The organism is uncultured Sphingomonas sp., assembly GCF_946477935.1.
Lineage (GTDB): Bacteria > Pseudomonadota > Alphaproteobacteria > Sphingomonadales > Sphingomonadaceae > Sphingomonas.
The window spans coordinates 21184-40776 of record NZ_CAMLAC010000009.1 but is presented as its reverse complement, the minus strand read 5'-3'; the positions used below and the strand labels follow the sequence as shown (position 1 = coordinate 40776).

Here is a 19593-nt window from a genome sequence, read left to right as displayed (position 1 = left end):
GGCTGGGGGCGAGGCGGGTGACGGGGGCACTGCGCCAGGCCCATGTCGGCGAGGCGGACAGCGAGGCGCTGGCGCCGGTGATCGAGGAACAGGCGATGGCCGCGGCGCTGACCTTTGCGCGGCGCAAGCGGATCGGTCCGTACGGCCGCGGAGAGGTGGACCGGGCGATCCACCAGAAACAACTGGCGGCGATGCTGCGCGCGGGGCACGATTTTTCGCTTTCCCGCAGGATCGTTGCGTGCGCGCCCGGCGATGTCCCTGAAGAGGACGCTTGAGTGCGCCGGAATGCGGCTTTTCGTTGCGGCTGCGAAGAAGCATGCTAGCACAGCACCTCAGGGGTGCGATTATGCTTGGTGAGACGCCACAGGAGCGACACGCCGCAGCCGATGGAGCGACAGGGGACGTCGTTCGGTTGGCCGGGGTGATCAAATGGTTCGACGTTACCCGCGGCTTCGGCTTCGCGGTGGCGGACGATAGCGCGATCGGCGACGTGCTGGTGCATTTCTCCGTTCTGCAACCGCATGGCCGGCGCAGCCTGCCCGAAGGCGCGCGGGTCGAGGCGCTGGCGGTGGAGCGCGGGCGGGGATATCAGGCGCGTGAGATCCTGACGATCGACCTGTCGGATGCGGTCGAGGAGCCGGCGCCCAAGGCGCAGCGCACGCAGGGCGACCGGATCGATCCGGTGACGCTGGTCGACAGCGCCGGGCCGTTCGAGCCGGTGATCGTCAAATGGTTCAACCGACTGAAGGGCTATGGCTTTCTGGTGCGGAGCAGCGACGGACGTGACGTCTTCGTGCACATGGAGACGCTGCGCCGGGGCGGTATCGCGGCGGTGGAGCCGGACGAGCCGCTGCGCGCGCGCATCGTCGATGGCCGGAAAGGGCCGCTGGCGGTGGTCGTGGAGGGCGGTGTGATGGAGACGACGGCGTGATCCGGTGTCTGGGCATGCTGGCGGCGTTGACGCTGGCGGGGTGTTCGGCCGGCGGGGGCGAGCAGGAGCGGAATTCGGGTGCGGCGCAGACCGGTACGGGGCCGACCGGTACGGGGCAGGCCGCGGCAAAGACGATCCCGCTCACGATCCGATCGGAAAATGGCGAGCATCGCTTTCAGGTCGAGACGGCGCGCACCGTGGAAGAACAGGCGCAAGGTTTGATGTATCGCACCGATCTGACCCCGGATGGCGGCATGCTGTTCGCGCCCTATCCGGCGGATGGCGGCCCGCCGCGCGAGGCAAGCTTCTGGATGAAGAACACGCCGACCCCGCTCGATATCCTCTATATCCGCGCCGACGGCACGATCGCGCGCATCGCGGAGAACACCGCGCCGTTCTCCGAAGCGCAGATCCCGTCGGGCGAGCCGGTGGCCGCGGTGCTGGAACTGGTGGGCGGGCGATCGGCCGAACTGGGCATCGCCGAGGGCGACCGGGTGACGTGGCCGCGTTGATCGCGGTTGAAGGTGGCGGCGCGGCGGGCTAAGCGCTGTTCCATTATGGGCATCAACCTCAATCCCTTCACCTGGTGGAACGGCGCCACCGTCGGCACCTGGTTCGGCCTGCGCGGCAAGACCAGTGTCGGCGAGGATGCGCTGGGCAACGTCTATTATCAGGGCGGCACCGACACCGCAGGCCGTCCGCGGCGCTGGGTGATCTATAGCGGTTCCAACGACGCCAGCCGCGTTCCGCCCGACTGGTTCAGCTGGTTGCACCATCAGGTTGACGATGTGCCCGATCGCTCGCTGCCCGAGCCGCGGCGCTGGGAGAAACCGGCGGTGGCGAACCTGACCGGCACGCCGATGGCCTATCGTCCGTCCGGTGCGCTGGAAAAGGGCGGCCGCCGGGCGCCGGCGACCGGCGACTACGAAGCCTGGACGCCCGAGGGGTGAAGACGCGCTGGCTCGCCGGCGGCGTGCTGGCGGCGGCGCTGGGTGTGGGCGGCTGGCTGGGATACCAGGCCTGGACCGGCCCGTTCGCACAGCCGCAACCGGCCGATCCGTCGGTCAGCCAGCTCGTGCCCGACCGGCCGGGCGCGCCCGGCATCGAAACGGTCGATCCCGAGGCGGGAACGCTGCCCCAGGGCGGCACGCCGATGGCGGAACGCGTGGCGGTAATCGGTCTGCTGAACAAGCGGAATGGTGAATCACGCGACCTGAAGCTCAGGCCCGGGCAGGCGGTGCGTGTCGGTGACGCGATCGTGCGCCTGCGCGCCTGCGAGCGCACCGCATCCTGGGAGCAGGAGCAGTTGACCGGCGCGTTCGTGCAACTGGACGTGCGGGGAACCGACCGGCACTGGCGCCGCGCCTTTTCGGGCTGGCTGTACAAGGAGCGGCCGCAACTGAACGTGGTGCCCCACCCGATCTACGATGTGTGGACCAAGAGCTGCACGATGTCATGGCCCGAGACCGGCCCCGATACGGTGTCGTCGGCGGCACCGGCGCCGCGGTCCAGCGCAAGGAAGTCACCCGCGACGGAGACCCCGGCCGAAGAGGCGCCGCCCTCGACGACCCCGGCCAATGCATCGGATAACAGCGCCATATAGCGCGCCCGGCTGACCTCCACCGCGCCCATCGAGGCGAGGTGGGGCGTCTGGAACTGACAGTCGAGCAGGGTGAAGCCGCCGCGGCGCAGTCGCGCGACCAGCCAGGCGAGCGCGACCTTGGACGCATCGGTACGGCGGCTGACCATGCTTTCGCCGAAAAAGGCGCGGCCGAGCGCCAGACCATAGAGCCCGCCGACCAGTTCGTCGCCATCCCAGCATTCGACCGAATGGGCAAAGCCCATCGCGTGCAGGCGGCCGAACACCTGTTCGATGCCGGTGTTGATCCAGGTTTCCGGACGATCCGCGGCGCTTTCGGCACACAGCCGGATCATCGCATCAAAGGCCTGATCGCAGGTGACGCGGAAGCGGTCGGCGGCCACCACCTTGCGCAGCGAGCGGGACAGGCGGAAACCGTCCAGCGGCATGATCGCGCGCTTGCGCGGCTCCACCCAATAGACGCTGTCGGCATCGCGGCGATCCGCCATCGGAAAGACGCCGACCGCATAGGCACCGAGCACAAGCTGGGGATCGAGCCGTTCCATCAGCCTTTGGCGATACGGCGCTCGACCTCGCGCCACAAGGCGGCATAGCTTTGCCCGGCGGCGCTGCGCGGGGCGAATTGGCCGATGGCGCCGCGATGCTCACCCATTGCCTCCACCACGCTGGCCATCGGGATCGTCGGCCAGTCCGGTTGCGCCGCCACCGCATCGGCATGGAGGCGGCGGCGGCGATCGACCATGACATGAACCGGAAGAAGCGGCACCCGGCCGCGCACATGGCCGTCCACCACCTCCAGCGCGCGTTGGGCAAGGGCGGAGGGCACCACGGGCACCACGACCAGATCGGCGGCGCGCAGCACCTGCTCGGTGGTTTCGGTCAGGCCCGGCGGGCAATCGAGGATGATGCGGTCATAGTCGCCCAGACCGCCCAGCAGCTTGCCCAGCCGGTTCTTCTTGGACAGGTCGTGAAACAACTGGTCGAGCAGGCGCAGCGAGGCATCGGCCCCGATCAGGTCCAGGTGCGGCGTGTCGGTGGTGCGGATCAACCGGGCGGGGGCGATGTCGCGCGAGAAGATCGCCTGGGCGCGGTCCCCCCTGGCGGGGCCACCGAGCAGCCAGGTCGCCGCAGCCTGCGGATCGAGATCCCATAACAGCGTGCGCCGTCCCTGACTGGCCGCGCACCAGGCGAGATTGACCGCCATGCTGGTCTTTCCCACCCCGCCCTTCAGGCTGTAGATCGCGATCGTCTTCACAAGGCCCCCTGACGCCCATGCCTTTGCCCGTCCGGCAAAGAAAAAGGTCGGCGGAAGCTATCTCCCGCCGACCTTACGTGGATCAAGCTGTTTCGTGCCCGCGATCAGACGTGGCAGGTCTGCTCCGGCTTGTCCGGCGTGGTCAGGGTGATGTTCTTCTCGTCACCCGTCAGCTTCCAGCCGCCATCCGCGGTCAGCGGCTGGCCGGCTTCGGCTGCGGTCAGGCGGGCGGGCGTTTCGCCTTCCTTCAGGCGGACATTGGCCTGTTTGTCGCCCTCGAAGAAGGTGACGAAGGCCAGGCTGTTATCCTTGCAGCGGAAGGTCTTGTCCGCCTTGATCGCCGGCGGCAGCTCGACGGGGGCGCGGTTGGCGAGGGGGGTCGCCATGGGATCGGGATTGGCGGCCACGACTTCGGGTTGGGCGGGCTGCGAGTTGCAAGCGGCAAGCGCGAGCAGCGAGGCAGCGGCGACGGAGAGGGGAAGGAGGCTCTTCATAGCGGTCCGCTGCTTCGCGCATGCAACATGGTTACGTCAAGATGGCAGACGCTTTCCGTTGGCTGCTAAAGGGCTTAGCGTCCCGTTAGGAGACCGGATCATGGTTGAGCGAATCGGCACTTATGCGGCGTTCTGGCCCTTCTACCTGCGCGAGCATCGACGGCCCGCGACGCGGGCGCTGCATTATGCGGGCACGGCACTGACCTTTCTTTGCCTTGCCGCGGCCATCGCGATCGGGGGATGGTGGTGGCTGGCGGTGCCGGTGGCGGGCTATGGTTTCGCCTGGACCGCACATGCCCTGGTGGAGCGCAATCGGCCGGCGACGTTTCGCCATCCCTGGTGGTCGCTGATCAGCGATTTCCGCATGTTTTTCCTATGGCTGACCGGGCGGCTGGGGCCGCACCTGACGCGGGCCGGCTTTGCCCGAGAATAGTATCGCTCGCTTGCCGGGCGGGGCGGGAGGCGCCATCTAGCGCGGCATGCAGACCATATCCGACACTTTGGGACTTATCGGCAACACTCCGCTCGTGCGGTTGAAGGGGCCGAGCGAGGAAACCGGGTGCGACATTTTCGGCAAGTGCGAGTTCGCCAACCCCGGTGCCAGCGTAAAGGACAGGGCGGCCCTGTTCATCGTCGAGGATGCGGAAGCGCGCGGCGCGCTGCGCCCCGGCGGCACGATCGTGGAGGGCACCGCGGGTAACACCGGCATCGGCCTGGCCCTGGTGGCGAACGCCAAGGGCTATCGTACGATCATCGTGATGCCCGAAACGCAGAGCCGGGAGAAGATGGACACGCTGCGCGCGCTGGGTGCCGAGCTGGTGCTGGTGCCGGCCGCGCCCTATTCCAGCCCGTGCCATTTCGTACACACCTCGCGCCGGATCGCCGAGGAGACCGAAAACGCGGTCTGGGCGAACCAGTTCGACAATATCGCCAATCGCCGTGCCCATATCGTCGGCACCGCCGAGGAGATCTGGGCGCAGATGGAGGGGCGGATCGATGGCTTCACCTGCGCGGTGGGAACGGGCGGCACGCTGGCCGGTGTCGGCCTGGGCTTGAAGGCGCGGGACGAGGGCGTGTGCATCGCGCTCAGCGATCCGCATGGCGCGGCGCTGTACGATTATTACGCCTGTGGCGAGTTGAAGGCGGAAGGATCGTCCGTCGCGGAAGGGATCGGGCAGGGGCGCATCACCGCCAATCTGGAGGGCGCGCCCGTCGATACGCAGTTCCGCATCTCGGACGGCGAGGGCTGGCACTGGGTACGGCGGCTGCTGGACGAGGAAGGGCTGTGCCTGGGCCTGTCGTCGGGCATCAATGTCGCGGGGGCGGTGGCGCTGGCGCGGCAACTGGGACCGGCCAAGCGAATCGCGACCATTTTGTGCGATACCGGCTTCCGCTATCTGTCGACGCTGCACGATCCGGCATGGCGTGCTGCCAAAGGGCTTTAAGAAGGAGCGCGATCCTGCGTGCATCGCTGGAAGAATCGACAGACAGGCGATGATGCGTTAGTCTGGTCGGACCAGATGAAGTCTCCCGATCCCCATCAAGCGATGCAGCGCGTCAAGGTCGGCATGATCGGCCTGGCTGCTGTTGTGCTGCTGATCGCGCTTGCCAGCACGATCCTTGCGTCGCTCAGCCGCGACCAGCCTGCCGGTGTCGCGGCGCAGCCCGACATCGCGGCGAACGTCACGGCCGGGAACGAGACGGCCCTGCCCAACGAGCCCTTGGCCGAACTGGGTATCTCCCCCAGCGTGAACGCGCAGGTCGCCGTCGACGATCGTTGACGCGGTTCGACCGGACGCGCTCGAGCGGTTGCGTCGGTTGTCTCTCAACAGAAGCGGGATAGGCGGGGAAAGCGCGGGATCGTGGCCGAAAATTGGCCGGTTTGCGCATTTCTGCACGTCTGTTGCCTGCCCATCTTGTGATGCCCTCCCCAAAATGCCGTCTGATCCCAGCCCGTTTTAAGGGCGTTTCCCCGGTCATCCCCAAAAATCCCGTTGCTTCCCCGCAGCGCGCATAGTAAATCCAGATCAGCAGAGGGGCAGGCTCACTGTTGGCTATTTCAACACGTCGAAACGCGGTTTTCGGCATGGTGAGGCCGTGCGCGCCAGTGCGAGGTTCGCGTGTCCGAAAGGGGTTTGTATCAGGGAAGCGGTATCGGACTTGTCGATGACAAGGGCCGGGTCGCGATTCCGAACGCCCTGCGCTCCACCCTGGCCCAGAACGCGCCGCGCCCCGATGGCAAGGATGGCGGCACCATCATCATCGCCGTTCACGAAACCGAGCGCTGCCTGATCGCCTATGACCCCGCCTATATTGCCGTGCTGAAGAAGGAACTCGACGCCCGAACCGAATTGTCGCGCGGGGCCGACGGGCGCATCGACTACAACATCAAGCGCGATCTGGCGAACGGCGAATCGGTCCCGTTCGACGGGTCCGGTCGCTTCATCATGCCCGGCTTTCCGCGCTTCCATGCCGGCATAAAGGGCCACGCCTTTTTCTGGGGCACGTTCGACTATATCGAAATCTGGGACCCCAAGACGCTGGTCGACACGCCGGGCCTGCCGGCCAAGATGATTTCCGCGGCGCAGTATCACTGCATGGAAAAGGGGATCGCGCTGTGACCGCGATGCTCCACGATGCACCGCATATCCCCGTCCTGCTCGACGAGGTTCTCGACGCGCTCGCCATCCTGCCCGGCGAGACGCATGTCGACGGCACGTTCGGCGCGGGCGGCTATACTCGCGCGATGCTGAGGCGCGGGGCGGCGGTGATCGCGTTCGATCGCGATCCGGATGCGATCACAAACGGCCGGTCGCTTGAGGCGGCCGAGCCGGGGCTGACGCTGGTCCATGCCGACTTCTCGGGCATGGAAGCCGCGCTCGCTGCGCCCGTCGACGGCGTGGTGATGGATATCGGCGTCTCGTCGATGCAACTCGATCAGGCGGAGCGTGGCTTCTCGTTCCAGGCGGACGGGCCGCTCGACATGCGCATGGCGCAGAACGGGCCATCGGCGGCGGATTTCCTGAACACGGCGGACGAAGGCGAGATCGCCGACATCCTGTACCAATATGGTGACGAGCCCAAGTCGCGGCGGGTGGCGCGCGCGATCGTCGCGGCGCGGCCGCTGACCCGCACCGGTGAGCTGGCCGCGGTGGTGCGCCGTGCGCTGGGCCATCGCCCGCACGAGAAGAAGGACCCGGCGACGCGCGCCTTTCAGGCGATCCGCATCCATATCAACCGCGAGCTGGACGAACTGGCCGAGGGGCTGGCGGCGGCCGAGCGTGTGCTGCGCCCGGGCGGGCGGCTGGCGGTGGTGACGTTTCACAGCCTGGAGGACCGCATGGTGAAGCGGTTCCTGCGCGAACGATCGGGTGCCATGCCGGGCGGGTCGCGCCACCTGCCAGCGCAGGTTCAGGCAAAAGCGCCCAGTTTCGAAATGGTTGGAAAGGCGATCCGCGCGAGCGAGGCCGAGTTGGCCCGCAATCCGCGCGCACGATCGGCGACCTTGCGGGCGGCGCGGCGGACGACCGCGCCGGCATGGGGCAGTTGGGGGACACGGGAGTTGGGCGAATGACGGCGGCGTATCGGTTGAAAGGTCTGGGATGGTTCGGCAGCTGCGTGGCAGTGGTGCTGGGCTTCTACCTGGTGTCGCTGCAGGTCGCGGCCGAGCGCAAGAAGCTGGATGACGTCAACGCGCGCATCCGCAATGCCGAGCGCGACATCCGGGCGCTGGAGACCGAGTTCGACACGCGGGCGAACCTCGTCCAGCTGGAAAAGTGGAACGGTGACACGCTGGCGCTGACCGCACCGGTGGCCGGACAGTTCGTGGCAGACGAGGTGGCGCTCGCCTCGCTGGACGTGACGCGCGGCCAGCCCGGTGGCGCGATCCAGACCGCCGCGCTGCTCGTCCCCTCCCTGCCCGCACCGCCCGCCATCACTCCCGCCGCTCCCGCAACCGTCACCGTGCAGCCTGCTGCTGCCAAGCCTGCCGCTCGCGCCGCGATCGTCCAGATGGCGTCGCTGCCCACGCCCAAGCCCCAGGTCGTGCGTGCGGCCGTCGCCAATACGATCGCCCCCACCAAGGCGCGCGAGGTGGCCGTCGTGCGCAGCGCCGCTGCGGTTGCCAAGGTGCGGCCGCAGGCGGTGGCGATGCTGGACCGCAAGCTGCTGTCCGATACGACGCTCGGCGACATCCTGACCGGTGCCCGCGCCGAATCGAAGCGCCTGCGTTGAGCGTACTGGTCGCCCGACCCGATACGGCGCGGCGGTCGTCGGGGCAGCGGCAGGCGCTGGTCGCGACGGCGCATACGCGGCTGATGATGCTGATGCTGCTGTTCGCCGCGGCGGTGCTGGTGGTGATCGGGCGACTGGCGCTGCTCGCGATCTTCGAAGGGCCGGCGGATGCGGCGACGCGCAGTGCGACGCTGGCGGCGCGCGGCGATATCGTCGACCGCAACGGCGCCCCGCTGGCGCGCACGATCGACGCGTGGACGATCGCGGTTCACCCCAAGAAGCTGATCGGCGATCCGATGGAGATCGCCGCCAAGCTGGCCGCGCTGATGCCCGAGCGTGGCGATCAGGCCTTTTTCTACGGCCTGCTGACCAAGGACGTGAACTTCACCTATCTGCAGCGTCGCGCCAGCCCCGCGCTGGTCGAGCAGGTGAACGCGATCGGCGAACCCGCGATCGTCTTCGACCGCGAAACGCAGCGGCTGTATCCGCAATCCACCATGGCGGCGCATGCGCTGGGCTTCCTGTCGACCGACGGACACGGCATGAGCGGCATGGAGCGCGTGCTGGACGAGCGGCTGACCAACCCCGCGACCAGCGGCAAACCCGTGGCGCTGTCCATCGACACGCGCGTGCAGGCAGCGATGGAAAGCGAGCTGGGCCGCGCGATGACCACCTTTTCGGCGCGTGCCGGCGGCGGCATCGTGCTGGACGTGGCGACCGGCGAAGTGATCGCGATGGTGTCGCTGCCGACGTTCAACCCCAATCGGGTCGGCATGGCGGGCAGCGAGGAGCTGCGCAACATCACGACGCAGAGCGTGTTCGAGCTGGGATCGACCTTCAAGCCGATCACCATGGCGACCGCGATGGACACCGGCGTCGTCACCTCGTTCGAGCGGCGCTTCGATGCGACGCATCCGCTGCATGTCGGCGGCTACACCATCCATGACGAGCGCGGCGATCCCAAGCGCTGGCTGAACATGGCGGAAACGCTGATCTATTCCTCCAACATCGCCACCGCGCGCGTCGCCGACGAGATCGGCCCGCAGCGGATGCAGGCGATGTTCCGCAAGCTGGGCTTCGACACCAAGCCCGATATCGAACTGCGCGAAAAGGGCCGGCCGCTGTTGCCGACCTATTGGGCGCGGACGACGACGATGACCACCGCCTATGGCCACGGCATCGCGGTGACGCCACTGCATCTGGCCAATGCCTATGCCGCGCTGGTCAATGGCGGCATCTGGCGCCCGGCGACGCTGCTGAAGGTACAGCCCGGCCATGTGCCGGTCGGACGCCGTGTCATCAGCGAGCAGACCAGCGCGCGGATGCGGCAGATGCTGCGCCTGATCGTGCAGCGCGGTACCGGCCGCAAGGGTGACGCGCCCGGGTACCGGGTGGGGGGCAAGACTGGTACGGCAGAGGCGGCTGTGGCAGGCGGCTATGACCGGTCGCGCAACGTGGCGACCTTTGCGGCGGCGTTCCCGATGGATGCGCCGCGCTATGTCGTGCTGGCGATGCTCGATTCGCCGCTCGGTACGAAGGAGACATCTGGATGGAAGACCGCAGCATGGAACGCGGCCCCGGTTGTCGGGCGGACGATCACGCGCATCGGCGCGATGCTGGGCGTGGTGCCCGACGAGACGCGCGACGTGGACGTATCGGACATCACGCCGACCTTGTGGGACGACCCCAGCCGTCGACCGGCGAGCGGACATTGAGCATGGTTCGATGAAGCTGGGGCAACTGACCGGCGGCAACGAGACGGGCATCGTCACCGGCTTCGCGATCGACCATCGCAAGGTGGCGCCGGGGACGATCTTCGGCGCGTTTCAGGGCGCGCGGGTGAACGGCGAGGATTTCATCGCCGATGCGGTGAGCGCCGGTGCGGTGGCGGTGGTCGCGCGGCCCGGCGTGAAGGTCGAGGGCGCGGCGCATATCGCCGATGATGAGCCGCGTGCTGCCTTTGCCCGGCTGGCGGCACGGTTCTTCGCGCCGTTCCCGGCGACCAACGTCGCAGTGACCGGCACCAACGGCAAGACCTCCACCGTCGAGATGACGCGCCAGTTGTGGCGCATGGCGGGCGAGCATGCCGCATCGATCGGGACGCTCGGCGTCACCACCGCGGACGAGCGGGTGCATACCGGGCTGACCACGCCCGATGTCGTGACGTTCCTGTCGAACGTCGCCGGGCTGGCGCGCGAGGGGGTGACGCATCTGGCGTTCGAGGCGTCCAGCCATGGGCTGACGCAGTACCGGACCGAGGGGCTGACCGTGTCGGCGGCCGCCTTCACCAATCTGAGTCGCGATCATCTCGACTATCACGGCGACATGGGCGCGTATCTGACCGCCAAGATGCGGCTGTTTTCCGAGGTGCTGGACCCGGCCGGTACGGCAGTGGTGTGGGCGGACGACGTCGAGGCGGCACGGGTGATCGATCTGGCGCGGGCGCGGGGCAACACCCTGGTCACCGTGGGCACGCGCGGCAGTACGCTCAGGCTGGTCGAGCGGCATCCGACGCTGCTGGGCCAGGGGCTGGTGATCGAGGACGAACATGGCGCCACCCACCGCGTGCAACTGCCGCTGATCGGCGGATATCAGGCGGCGAACGCGCTGGTGGCGGCGGGGCTGGTGATCGCGACCGGTGGCGATATCGGGCAGACGGTCGCGAATCTGGCGCGGTTGCAGCCGGTGCGCGGCCGTCTGGAGCGCGCCGCCATCGCGCGGTCCGGCGCGCCGGTCTATGTCGATTATGCGCATACGCCCGATGCGATCGAGGCGGCGATCGCCGCGCTGAAGCCGCATGCGGGCGGACGCCTGATCGCAGTCATCGGCGCCGGCGGCGACCGCGATCCGGGCAAGCGCGAGGCGATGGGGCAGGTGGCCGCGATGCATGCCGAACGCGTGATCGTGACCGACGACAATCCCCGCACCGAAGACCCGGCGCAGATCCGTGCCGCGCTGCTGCGCGGGGCACCGGGTGCCGCGGAAATCGGCGACCGGCGCAGCGCGATCGGCGCGGCGATCCGCGAGGCGGGGCCGGAGGATATCGTGCTGATTACCGGCAAGGGGCATGAACAGGGACAGATTGTAGGCGACATGGTGCTGCCGTTTGACGATGTGACGGTCGCGCGCGAGTGTGCGGCATGAGCGGTGCGCCGAAAACGCCGGCGCGTGCGCCCGACGCCATGGGCGATGCGAAGCCCGTGCGCCCCAAGCTGGGCTTGAAATATGGCGGTGCCGCGGGGACGCAGCCGTCTCCGCCGCCGGGGAACAAGCCGTGACGCTGTGGACCTCCGCCGGGATTGCGATAGCGACGGCCGGCAGCGCGTCGGCTCCGTTCGATGCGGCAGGCATCGCCTTCGACAGTCGTGAGGTCGGCCCCGGCGATCTGTTCGTCGCGATGAAGGGCGAGGAAACCGACGGGCATCATTTCCTGACCCAAGCCTTTGCGCAGGGTGCCGCCGGCGCGATTGTGTCGGAGGCGACCACTCATCCGCATGTGCGCGTTGCGGACAGTTTCGCCGCGCTTCAGGATCTCGGCCGCGCCGCCCGGGCACGCAGCGATGCGACGATCATCGGCGTCACCGGATCGGTCGGCAAGACGAGCGCCAAGGAGGCGTTGTTCGCCGCGCTCGATCGCGGCTGGCGCGGGCGGGTGCATCGTTCGGTCAAGAGCTACAACAATCATACCGGCGTGCCGCTGAGCCTGGCGCGGATGCCGCAGGACATGCGCGCGGGCGTGTTCGAGATGGGGATGAACCATGCGGGCGAACTGGCCGCGCTGACCCGGATCGTGCGCCCCCATATCGCGATCGTCACGGCCATTGCGCCCGCACACACCGCCTTCTTTTCCGGCGAGGAGGCGATCGCCGATGCCAAGGGCGAGATCTTCCAGGGGTTGGAGCCCGGTGGTGTCGCGATCGTGCCCTATGACAGCCCGCACCGCGACCGGTTGATCGCCGCGGCGCAGCCTTATGCCGCGCGGATCGTCACCTTCGGGTTCGACAAGGCTGCCGATGTGCGGGCGATCGAAAGCATGCGGGCAGCGACCGGCGGCAGCTTCGTCACCGCGCGCGTGGGCGAGCGCGAGTTGAGCTTTACCCTGTCGCAGCCGGGGGCGCATTGGGTGTCCAATGCGCTGGCGGTGCTGGCCGCAGTCGACGCGGCGGGCGGAGATCTGGGGCAGGCCGGGTTGGCGCTGGCGGAACTCGGCGGACTGGCGGGACGCGGAGCGCGGTTCATCGCGCCCTTGGGCGATGGCGAGAGCGCGCTGATCATCGACGAAAGCTACAACGCCAATCCAGCGTCGATGCGCGCCACGCTGGCGGTACTGGCGCATGAACCGGGCCGGCACGTGGCGGTGCTGGGCGAGATGCGCGAACTGGGCGAAGCGTCCGCCGATTACCATGCGGCGCTGGCCGAACCGGTGATCGCCGCGCGCGTCGAAATGGCGCTGCTCGTCGGCGAGGCGATGGCGCCGTTGGCGGACGCGCTTGAGGGACGCGTCGATTTCGTTCATGTGGCCGACGCACGCGCGGCCCAGGCGGTGCTGGCGGACAGGCTGGCACCGGGTGACGCGGTGCTCATCAAGGGATCGAACGGGGTGGGGCTGTCACGCATCGTGGCGGCCCTGCGGGGCGGGACGTAACGCATGTTGTATTGGATCGCGGAGCAACTCGGGTTTCCCGGGGTCCTGAACCTTATTCGCTACCAGACCTTTCGGACTGGGGCCGCGGTGGCGACCGCGCTGCTGATCGGCCTGTTGATCGGGCCGAAGTTCATCGGCTGGCTGCGCGTCCGGCAGGGCAAGGGGCAGCCGATCCGCGCCGACGGTCCGCAGACCCACCTCGCCAAGCGCGGCACGCCGACGATGGGCGGGTTGATGATCCTGACCAGCATGGCGCTGGCGGTGTTCATCTGGATGGACCCGCGCAGCCCCTATGTCTGGGCGTGCCTGTTCGTGACGCTGGGCTTCGGTTCGATCGGGTTCCTCGACGATTACGACAAGGTGCGCAAAGCCTCCACGGCGGGCGTTTCCGGGCGGACGCGGCTGATCCTGGAGTTTCTGATCGCCGGCATCGCGGCGTGGATCATCATGGGGCAGAACGGGCCGCACCTGTACCTGCCGTTCACGCAGCGCATGTATCTGGACCTGAGCTATGCCTATCCACTGTTCGCGGCCTTTACGATCGTGGCGTTCGGCAATGCGGTGAACCTGACCGATGGTCTCGACGGGCTGGCGACGATGCCGGTCATCATTGCCTCGATGGCGTTCACCGTGATCGTCTATCTGGCGGGCAATGCGCGCTTTGCCGCCTATCTGGGCATTCCGCACGTGCCGCTGGTGGGCGAGCTGGCGATCTTCACCGGCGCGGTGATCGGCGCCGGGCTGGCCTTCCTGTGGTTCAACGCGCCGCCGGCCGCGGTGTTCATGGGCGATACCGGCAGCCTGGCGCTGGGCGGTGCGCTGGGGACGATCGCGGTGTCGGCGCATCACGAAATCGTGCTGGGCATCATCGGCGGGCTGTTCGTGGTCGAGGCGATGTCGGTGATCGTGCAGGTCTTCTTCTACAAGCGCACTGGCCGCCGTGTGTTCAAGATGGCGCCGATCCACCATCATTTCGAACAGCTCGGCTGGTCGGAGCCGACGGTTGTCATCCGGTTCTGGATCATCGCCTTCGTGCTGGCGCTGGCCGGGCTTTCGACGTTGAAGCTGCGGTGATCACGTCGCGCGCCTGGGCGGGGAAGCGGTTCGCGGTGCTGGGGCTGGCGCGCTCGGGCGCGGCGACGGTGCGCGCGCTGCTGGCCGGCGGGGCGAAGGTGCTGGCCTGGGATAGTGACGCGGCTAAGCGGGAAGCCTTGGCCGGCGAGGAGGTGCCAAGCAGCGTGGCGTTTGGGGCTGCCCCTCACCCTCCCATCGCTGGCGCGACGGGCCCCTCCCTCTCCCCGGGGGGGAGAGGGGTTTTACGTATCGCTCCGATCGAGGATTTGCGTGACTTCGACGCATTCGTCGTTTCGCCGGGGGTCCCGCTCAATACGCATCCGCTGGCCGCGAAGGCTGCACAAGCGGGCGTTCCGGTCATCGGCGATATCGAACTCTTCGCACAAGGCCGGGCCGACCTGCCGCCGCACAAGGTGGTCGGCATCACCGGCACCAACGGCAAGTCGACCACGACCGCGCTGATCCACCATATTCTCGACACCGCCGGCGTCCCGGCGCGGATGGGCGGGAATATCGGCCTGCCGATCCTGGCGCAGGAGCCTTTGCCGGCGGGCGGGGTCTATGTGCTGGAGCTGTCCAGCTACCAGATCGACCTGATGCAGAGCCTGGACTGCGACGTGGCAGTGCTGCTGAACGTCACGCCCGATCATCTCGACCGCTATGACGGGTTCGATGCCTATGCCGCGTCCAAGGCGCGGCTGTTCGCGATGCAGTCGGACGGGCATGTCGCGATCGTCGGGACGGGGGATGCCGCATCCGCCGCGATCGCGGCCACGCTGTCGCCGGAGCGGTTGACCGTTATCCCGGCCGACGTGGCGATGGACCAGTCGGGTTGGCCTTCGCTGAAGGGGCCGCATAACGCGCAGAATGCCTTTGCCGCGATTGCCGCGGCGCGTGCGCTGGGGGTGGGCGAAGATGCGATCGCGGCGGCCCTTGCCAGCTTTCAGGGGCTTGCGCACCGGATGGAGCGCGTTGCCGAGCGCGATGGCGTGATCTTCGTGAACGACTCCAAGGCGACCAACCCCGAATCCGCCGCGCCTGCGCTGGGCGCCTTTGCCCGCATCCACTGGATCGTCGGCGGCAAGCGCAAGGGTGACGATCTGGAGCCGTGCGCGCCGTATTTCGGCAATGTCGCGGCGGCCTACACGATCGGGGAGGCGGGGCCGTTGTTCTTCGACTTGTTGCAGGGGCGGGTGCCGGTGGTGGAGCAGGCGGTGACGTTGGAGCGGGCGGTGGCGCATGCGGCGGCCGCGGCGCTGCCCGGCGATGTCGTGCTGTTGTCGCCGGCCTGTGCTAGTTTCGACCAGTTCCGCGATTTCGAGGCGCGGGGTGCGGCGTTCCGGGCGGCAGTGGAGGCGCTTTCGTGACCGATATGGCAAGGGGCAAGACGCGCACGCCGGGTCTGGTCGCGTCGATGAAGGGCCGGGGCGGTCGCGGCGATCGCTCGCCGCTGGGCACCTGGTTCTGGGATATCGACCGCGTGCTGCTGCTGCTGACGCTATTTCTGGTCGCGATAGGGCTGATCGCGGTTGCCGCCGCCAGCCCGGCGACCGCCGTCCGCTATTCGGGCGAGCATCACAAGCTGACCCCGCTTTACTATTTCTGGCGGCAGTTGATGTGGGTCGGCGTGTCGATGCCCGTGCTGTTCGGCGTGTCGATGCTGCCGGTGCCGACCGCGCGGCGAATGGCGCTGGTCGGCGCGGGCATCTGCATCGCGCTGCTGTTCGCGACGCCGTTTCTGGGCGCGCAGCATAATGGCGCGCGGCGCTGGATAAGCCTGGGCGTGGCCGAGTTCCAGCCGTCCGAGTTCCTGAAGCCGCTGTTCATCGTGACAACGGCGTGGCTGCTGTCGCTGCGCGCGAAGGACAAGACGCTGCCGGTACTCTGGATCACCGGCGGGTTGACCGCACTGGTGGCCACGCTGCTGATGTTGCAGCCCGATTTCGGGCAGACGATCATCTTTTGCGCGGTGTGGATGGCGCTGCTGATGATCTCCGGCACGCCGACGCGCTATCTGGTGGGGATCGCGGCTCTGGCGCCGGCCGGGCTGGTCGCGGCCTATATGTTCTACGGCACCGCGCGGAACCGGATCAACGCGTTCATCTTCCCCGACGCGGAAGGCGAGGGCGCGTCCGACCATTTCCAGGTGAACGCCGCGCACAACACGCTGACCGCCGGCGGCTGGACCGGCACTGGCCCCGGTGGCGGAAGCGCCAAGTTCGGACTGCCCGAGGCGCACACCGATTACATCTTTTCGGTCATCGGCGAGGAGTTCGGCCTGATCGCCTGTTCGATCGTCGCGCTCGTCTTTCTGGCGATCGTGGTGCGCGTGTTCGTGAAGCTGCTGGACGAGCAGGACGAGTTCAAGCTGTATGCCGCATCCGGGCTGGCGGTGCAGTTCGGGGCGCAGGCGCTGGTGTCGATGGCGGTGAATACGGGGCTGGCCCCATCCAAGGGAATGACGTTGCCTTTTATCAGCTATGGTGGTTCGTCGATGATCGCACTGTCGATCGGCATGGGACTGTTGCTCGCCTTTACGCGGCGTAACCCGTTCCTGACGCGAAGCCCCTATGTCGTGCGGTGGAGCGGGGAATGAGCCGGCATTTCGTTCTCGCCGCCGGGGGCACCGGCGGCCACATGGTCCCCGCAGCGGCACTGGCCGCCGAGTTGACCAGGCGGGGTCACCGCGTCGCGCTGGTGTCCGACGCGCGCGGGGTGCGCTTTCCGGGACTGTTCGAGGATATCCAGACGCATGTCCTGCCGGCGGGGCGCTTTGCAGGCGGGCCGCTGGGTTGGGCCAAGGCGACGCGCGAGATGTGGCGGGGCCGGGCAATGGCGCGCGAGCTGTACCGTACCTTCCGCCCGGCCGCAGTGATCGGGTTCGGCGGCTATCCGGCGATGCCGGCGCTGCTGGCGGCGTTCGCCGACAAGATCCCTACCGCAATCCACGAGCAGAATGCGGTGTTGGGCCGCGTCAACCGGCTGGTCGCGGGCAAGGTGGATGCGATCGCGACCTCCTATGACAAGACCGAGCGGCTGGCGGCCAAGCACGCGGCAAAGACGCATCTGATCGGCAATCCGGTGCGGGATGCCGTGCTGACCCTCAGGACCAAACCCTATCCGCTGCTGGAGGAGGACGGCATCTTCCGCGTGCTCGTCACCGGGGGAAGCCAGGGCGCGAGCATCCTGAGCGACGTGGTGCCCGATGGCCTTGCCATGCTGCCCGTCACCTTCCGCCGGCGGTTGCAGGTCACGCACCAGGCGCGGGTCGAGGATATCGACGCGGTGCGCGCCAAATATGCCGAACATCAGATCCCGGCCGAGCTGGCGACCTATCTGCCCGACCTGCCCGAGCAGCTTGCCTGGGCGCATCTGGTGATCGCGCGCGCCGGTGCCTCGACGCTGGCCGAGCTGACCGCGGCGGGGCGGCCGGCGATCCTGGTGCCGCTGCCCTCTGCCACCGACGACCACCAGACCGCCAATGCCCGCGAGATCACGCTGGCGGGCGGCGCGCGCACCATCGCGCAAAAGGACTTCACCGCCGTGGAACTGGCCAAGCAGATGCAGAAGCTGGGGCTGGACCCGGCAGCACTCCAGAATGCCGCAGGGCGGGCGCGGTCGTGCGGGCGCCCCGATGCGGCAAGCGATCTGGCCGATCTGGTCGAGAGCCTGGACGCGCCGCGCGTGAAGCTGCCGGTCGGACGGGCCAAGCCGGTGCTCGCGGGAGCGGGCGCATGAAGGGCGTCCCCACCGATATTGGCACGATCCACTTCGTCGGCATCGGCGGCATCGGCATGTCCGGCATCGCCGAGGTGATGAAGAATCTGGGCTATGCCGTGCAGGGCTCCGACGTGGCGGAGGGCTATGTCGTGCAGGGCCTGCGCGACAAGGGCATTCCGGTCGCGATCGGGCATGCGGCGGAGAATGTCGGCGATGCGGCGGTGGTCGTCACCTCCACCGCGATCACCCGGTCCAACCCGGAGGTCGAGGCGGCGCTGGAGCGGCGCATCCCCGTCGTGCGCCGCGCCGAGATGCTGGCCGAGCTGATGCGGCTGAAATCCACCGTCGCGGTGGCGGGCACGCATGGCAAGACGACGACCACTTCGATGGTCGCCGCGCTGCTGGATGCGGGCGGGGTAGACCCGACGGTCATCAACGGCGGGATCATCAACAGCTATGGCTCCAACGCCCGGCTGGGCGCCAGCGACTGGATGGTGGTGGAGGCCGACGAGAGCGACGGCAGCTTCCTGCGCCTGGACGGCACGATCGCGGTGGTCACCAACATCGACCCCGAGCATCTCGACCATTATGGCAGTTTCGAGCGGGTAAAGGACGCCTTCGTCGAGTTCGTCGAGAACGTGCCCTTCTACGGCGCGGCGCTGCTTTGCCTGGATCATCCCGAGGTACAGAACGTCCTGCCGCGGGTGCGCGACCGGCGCGTCGTGACCTACGGCTTTTCCGCACAGGCGGACGTGCGCGGCGTGAACGTCACGCCCATCCCGGGCGGCAACCGGTTCGAGGCAATCGTGCGCAACCGCGATGGCTCCACCCGTTCGATCGAGCATATCGAGATGCCGATGCCCGGGCGCCACAATGTCCAGAACGCGCTGGCGGCGATCGGCGTGGCGCTGGAGCTGGGCATCGATGACGCGACGATCCAGAAGGGCTTTCACAAGTTCGGCGGGGTCAAGCGGCGTTTCACCAAGGTGGGTGAGATCGCGGTCGATGGCGGCAAGGCGGTGGTGATCGACGATTACGGCCACCATCCGGTCGAGATCCGCGCGGTGCTGGCGGCGGCGCGCGAGGGCGCGGCGGGCCGGGTCATCGCGGTGGTGCAGCCGCATCGCTTCACCCGGCTTGGCAATCTGATGGAGGATTTCCAGACCGCGTTCAACGATGCGGACCGCGTGCTGGTAACCCCGGTCTATGCCGCGGGCGAGGCGCCGATCGAGGGTGTCGATGCCGATGCGCTGGTCGAGGGGCTGAAGCGGCGCGGTCATCGCTCCGCCGCCACGGTCGCCGATGCCGATGCGCTGGCGGCCGAACTGGCGGGCACGATCCGGCGTGACGACATGATCGTCTGCCTGGGCGCAGGCGACATCACCAAATGGGCGGCCGGGCTGGCCACCGCGATCGCCGGGCAGCAGGAGACAGCGTGATGAGCGACTGGTTCGACACTTCGATCCGGCTCCAGCGGCAGATGCTGGACGCGCAGCGCAAGGCGCTGGAGGCGGGCAGTCATGCCACCGCGGCGGGCGATGCGCTGGTGCAGGCGCAGGAAGCGACGCGGCGCGCGGCCGAGGCCAATGTCGCTGCGTGGAGTGCGTGGATACGGCTATGGGGTGCCGGACCGTGGTGAGC

At 68.1% G+C, this 19593-nt stretch carries 22 protein-coding genes and 2 pseudogenes; 21 read left to right on the top strand and 3 right to left on the bottom strand.

The features are described 5' to 3' along the window. The 5 genes and pseudogenes from Q0U08_RS02315 to Q0U08_RS02295 form a co-directional block, all read left to right on the top strand. Positions 1-275 (top strand): annotated as a pseudogene (locus tag Q0U08_RS02315) (RecX family transcriptional regulator); the annotation flags it as partial. A 71-nt stretch (positions 276-346) separates the two neighbouring features. Next, positions 347-931 carry a cold-shock protein gene (locus Q0U08_RS02310; protein ID WP_298089510.1) on the top strand — a complete coding sequence of 195 codons (585 nt, stop codon included), beginning with the start codon at positions 347-349 and terminating at the stop codon, positions 929-931. Next, on the top strand, positions 931-1443 hold the full coding sequence (locus Q0U08_RS02305) for a DUF192 domain-containing protein (RefSeq protein WP_298089516.1): 513 nt from the start codon (positions 931-933) through the stop codon (positions 1441-1443). Before Q0U08_RS02310 ends, Q0U08_RS02305 begins: the two co-directional genes overlap by 1 nt. Before the next feature lie 45 nt (positions 1444-1488). Beyond that, positions 1489-1881 (top strand): NADH:ubiquinone oxidoreductase subunit NDUFA12, encoded by a 393-nt coding sequence (locus tag Q0U08_RS02300; RefSeq protein WP_298089509.1) that lies wholly within the window; start codon positions 1489-1491, stop codon positions 1879-1881. Positions 1882-2084: 203 nt separating this feature from the next. Next, positions 2085-2318 (top strand): annotated as a pseudogene (locus tag Q0U08_RS02295) (DUF2155 domain-containing protein); the annotation flags it as partial. A gap of 35 nt (positions 2319-2353) precedes the next feature. Here the strand turns inward: Q0U08_RS02295 and aat are convergent. The 3 genes from aat to Q0U08_RS02280 form a co-directional block, all read right to left on the bottom strand. Beyond that, positions 2354-3076, bottom strand: a complete 723-nt coding sequence (gene aat / locus Q0U08_RS02290) for a leucyl/phenylalanyl-tRNA--protein transferase (RefSeq protein WP_298089507.1) — start codon at positions 3074-3076, stop codon at positions 2354-2356. Next, complete coding sequence (locus Q0U08_RS02285) at positions 3076-3786, bottom strand: ParA family protein (protein ID WP_298089506.1); 711 nt, start codon at positions 3784-3786, stop codon at positions 3076-3078. Before Q0U08_RS02285 ends, aat begins: the two co-directional genes overlap by 1 nt. 104 nt (positions 3787-3890) lie before the next feature. Further along, on the bottom strand, positions 3891-4280 hold the full coding sequence (locus tag Q0U08_RS02280) for a hypothetical protein (protein ID WP_298089504.1): 390 nt from the start codon (positions 4278-4280) through the stop codon (positions 3891-3893). A gap of 100 nt (positions 4281-4380) precedes the next feature. Between Q0U08_RS02280 and Q0U08_RS02275 the strand changes: the two genes are divergently transcribed. The 16 genes from Q0U08_RS02275 to Q0U08_RS02200 all read left to right on the top strand — a co-directional run bounded on the left by Q0U08_RS02275 (position 4381) and on the right by Q0U08_RS02200 (position 19591). Next, positions 4381-4713, top strand: a complete 333-nt coding sequence (locus Q0U08_RS02275; RefSeq protein WP_298089503.1) for a DUF962 domain-containing protein — start codon at positions 4381-4383, stop codon at positions 4711-4713. A 46-nt stretch (positions 4714-4759) separates the two neighbouring features. After that, positions 4760-5725 carry a cysteine synthase A gene (locus tag Q0U08_RS02270; protein ID WP_298089502.1) on the top strand — a complete coding sequence of 322 codons (966 nt, stop codon included), beginning with the start codon at positions 4760-4762 and terminating at the stop codon, positions 5723-5725. A gap of 18 nt (positions 5726-5743) precedes the next feature. Next, positions 5744-6061 (top strand): hypothetical protein, encoded by a 318-nt coding sequence (locus tag Q0U08_RS02265; protein ID WP_298089501.1) that lies wholly within the window; start codon positions 5744-5746, stop codon positions 6059-6061. Positions 6062-6400: 339 nt separating this feature from the next. After that, positions 6401-6901, top strand: coding sequence for a division/cell wall cluster transcriptional repressor MraZ (locus Q0U08_RS02260; RefSeq protein ID WP_298089499.1), 501 nt, complete (start codon positions 6401-6403; stop codon positions 6899-6901). A gap of 5 nt (positions 6902-6906) precedes the next feature. Further along, on the top strand, positions 6907-7854 hold the full coding sequence (rsmH, locus tag Q0U08_RS02255) for a 16S rRNA (cytosine(1402)-N(4))-methyltransferase RsmH (protein WP_298089515.1): 948 nt from the start codon (positions 6907-6909) through the stop codon (positions 7852-7854). After that, positions 7851-8513, top strand: coding sequence for a hypothetical protein (locus tag Q0U08_RS02250; RefSeq protein WP_298089498.1), 663 nt, complete (start codon positions 7851-7853; stop codon positions 8511-8513). Before rsmH ends, Q0U08_RS02250 begins: the two co-directional genes overlap by 4 nt. Continuing rightward, on the top strand, positions 8510-10228 hold the full coding sequence (locus tag Q0U08_RS02245) for a penicillin-binding protein 2 (protein ID WP_298089497.1): 1719 nt from the start codon (positions 8510-8512) through the stop codon (positions 10226-10228). Before Q0U08_RS02250 ends, Q0U08_RS02245 begins: the two co-directional genes overlap by 4 nt. Before the next feature lie 10 nt (positions 10229-10238). Next, complete coding sequence (locus tag Q0U08_RS02240) at positions 10239-11657, top strand: UDP-N-acetylmuramoyl-L-alanyl-D-glutamate--2,6-diaminopimelate ligase (RefSeq protein ID WP_298089496.1); 1419 nt, start codon at positions 10239-10241, stop codon at positions 11655-11657. Next, positions 11654-11791 (top strand): hypothetical protein, encoded by a 138-nt coding sequence (locus Q0U08_RS02235; protein ID WP_298089495.1) that lies wholly within the window; start codon positions 11654-11656, stop codon positions 11789-11791. The genes Q0U08_RS02240 and Q0U08_RS02235 overlap by 4 nt, the downstream gene beginning before the upstream one ends. After that, positions 11788-13158 carry a UDP-N-acetylmuramoyl-tripeptide--D-alanyl-D-alanine ligase gene (gene murF / locus Q0U08_RS02230; RefSeq protein WP_298089494.1) on the top strand — a complete coding sequence of 457 codons (1371 nt, stop codon included), beginning with the start codon at positions 11788-11790 and terminating at the stop codon, positions 13156-13158. The genes Q0U08_RS02235 and murF overlap by 4 nt, the downstream gene beginning before the upstream one ends. A gap of 3 nt (positions 13159-13161) precedes the next feature. Further along, the gene (gene mraY, locus Q0U08_RS02225; RefSeq protein ID WP_298089493.1) at positions 13162-14232 is read left to right on the top strand and encodes a phospho-N-acetylmuramoyl-pentapeptide-transferase; all 1071 of its coding nucleotides are present in this window, start codon (positions 13162-13164) and stop codon (positions 14230-14232) included. Further along, positions 14229-15599, top strand: a complete 1371-nt coding sequence (gene murD / locus Q0U08_RS02220) for a UDP-N-acetylmuramoyl-L-alanine--D-glutamate ligase (RefSeq protein ID WP_298089492.1) — start codon at positions 14229-14231, stop codon at positions 15597-15599. The genes mraY and murD overlap by 4 nt, the downstream gene beginning before the upstream one ends. A gap of 5 nt (positions 15600-15604) precedes the next feature. After that, on the top strand, positions 15605-16828 hold the full coding sequence (locus Q0U08_RS02215) for an FtsW/RodA/SpoVE family cell cycle protein (protein WP_298089513.1): 1224 nt from the start codon (positions 15605-15607) through the stop codon (positions 16826-16828). Further along, on the top strand, positions 16825-17970 hold the full coding sequence (gene murG / locus Q0U08_RS02210; RefSeq protein ID WP_298089491.1) for an undecaprenyldiphospho-muramoylpentapeptide beta-N-acetylglucosaminyltransferase: 1146 nt from the start codon (positions 16825-16827) through the stop codon (positions 17968-17970). The genes Q0U08_RS02215 and murG overlap by 4 nt, the downstream gene beginning before the upstream one ends. Beyond that, entirely contained in the window at positions 17967-19391 is a 1425-nt protein-coding gene (murC, locus tag Q0U08_RS02205) for a UDP-N-acetylmuramate--L-alanine ligase (RefSeq protein ID WP_298089489.1), read from the top strand. The genes murG and murC overlap by 4 nt, the downstream gene beginning before the upstream one ends. Next, on the top strand, positions 19391-19591 hold the full coding sequence (locus tag Q0U08_RS02200) for a hypothetical protein (RefSeq protein ID WP_298089488.1): 201 nt from the start codon (positions 19391-19393) through the stop codon (positions 19589-19591). Before murC ends, Q0U08_RS02200 begins: the two co-directional genes overlap by 1 nt. The last annotated feature ends 2 nt before the right edge of the window (positions 19592-19593 follow it).

Excerpts from the sequence above, each read along its gene's own strand:
- Q0U08_RS02300 (WP_298089509.1), top strand. The coding sequence starts at position 1,489 with ATGGGCATCAACCTCAATCCCTTCACCTGGTGGAACGGCGCCACCGTC.
- mraY (WP_298089493.1), top strand. The coding sequence starts at position 13,162 with ATGTTGTATTGGATCGCGGAGCAACTCGGGTTTCCCGGGGTCCTGAAC.
- murC (WP_298089489.1), top strand. The coding sequence starts at position 17,967 with ATGAAGGGCGTCCCCACCGATATTGGCACGATCCACTTCGTCGGCATC.
- Q0U08_RS02280 (WP_298089504.1), bottom strand. The coding sequence starts at position 4,280 with ATGAAGAGCCTCCTTCCCCTCTCCGTCGCCGCTGCCTCGCTGCTCGCG.
- rsmH (WP_298089515.1), top strand. The coding sequence starts at position 6,907 with ATGCTCCACGATGCACCGCATATCCCCGTCCTGCTCGACGAGGTTCTC.
- Q0U08_RS02275 (WP_298089503.1), top strand. The coding sequence starts at position 4,381 with ATGGTTGAGCGAATCGGCACTTATGCGGCGTTCTGGCCCTTCTACCTG.
- murG (WP_298089491.1), top strand. The coding sequence starts at position 16,825 with ATGAGCCGGCATTTCGTTCTCGCCGCCGGGGGCACCGGCGGCCACATG.
- Q0U08_RS02235 (WP_298089495.1), top strand. The coding sequence starts at position 11,654 with ATGAGCGGTGCGCCGAAAACGCCGGCGCGTGCGCCCGACGCCATGGGC.
- Q0U08_RS02310 (WP_298089510.1), top strand. The coding sequence starts at position 347 with ATGCTTGGTGAGACGCCACAGGAGCGACACGCCGCAGCCGATGGAGCG.
- Q0U08_RS02270 (WP_298089502.1), top strand. The coding sequence starts at position 4,760 with ATGCAGACCATATCCGACACTTTGGGACTTATCGGCAACACTCCGCTC.
- Q0U08_RS02215 (WP_298089513.1), top strand. The coding sequence starts at position 15,605 with ATGGCAAGGGGCAAGACGCGCACGCCGGGTCTGGTCGCGTCGATGAAG.
- Q0U08_RS02250 (WP_298089498.1), top strand. The coding sequence starts at position 7,851 with ATGACGGCGGCGTATCGGTTGAAAGGTCTGGGATGGTTCGGCAGCTGC.
- Q0U08_RS02200 (WP_298089488.1), top strand. The coding sequence starts at position 19,391 with ATGAGCGACTGGTTCGACACTTCGATCCGGCTCCAGCGGCAGATGCTG.
- Q0U08_RS02240 (WP_298089496.1), top strand. The coding sequence starts at position 10,239 with ATGAAGCTGGGGCAACTGACCGGCGGCAACGAGACGGGCATCGTCACC.
- aat (WP_298089507.1), bottom strand. The coding sequence starts at position 3,076 with ATGGAACGGCTCGATCCCCAGCTTGTGCTCGGTGCCTATGCGGTCGGC.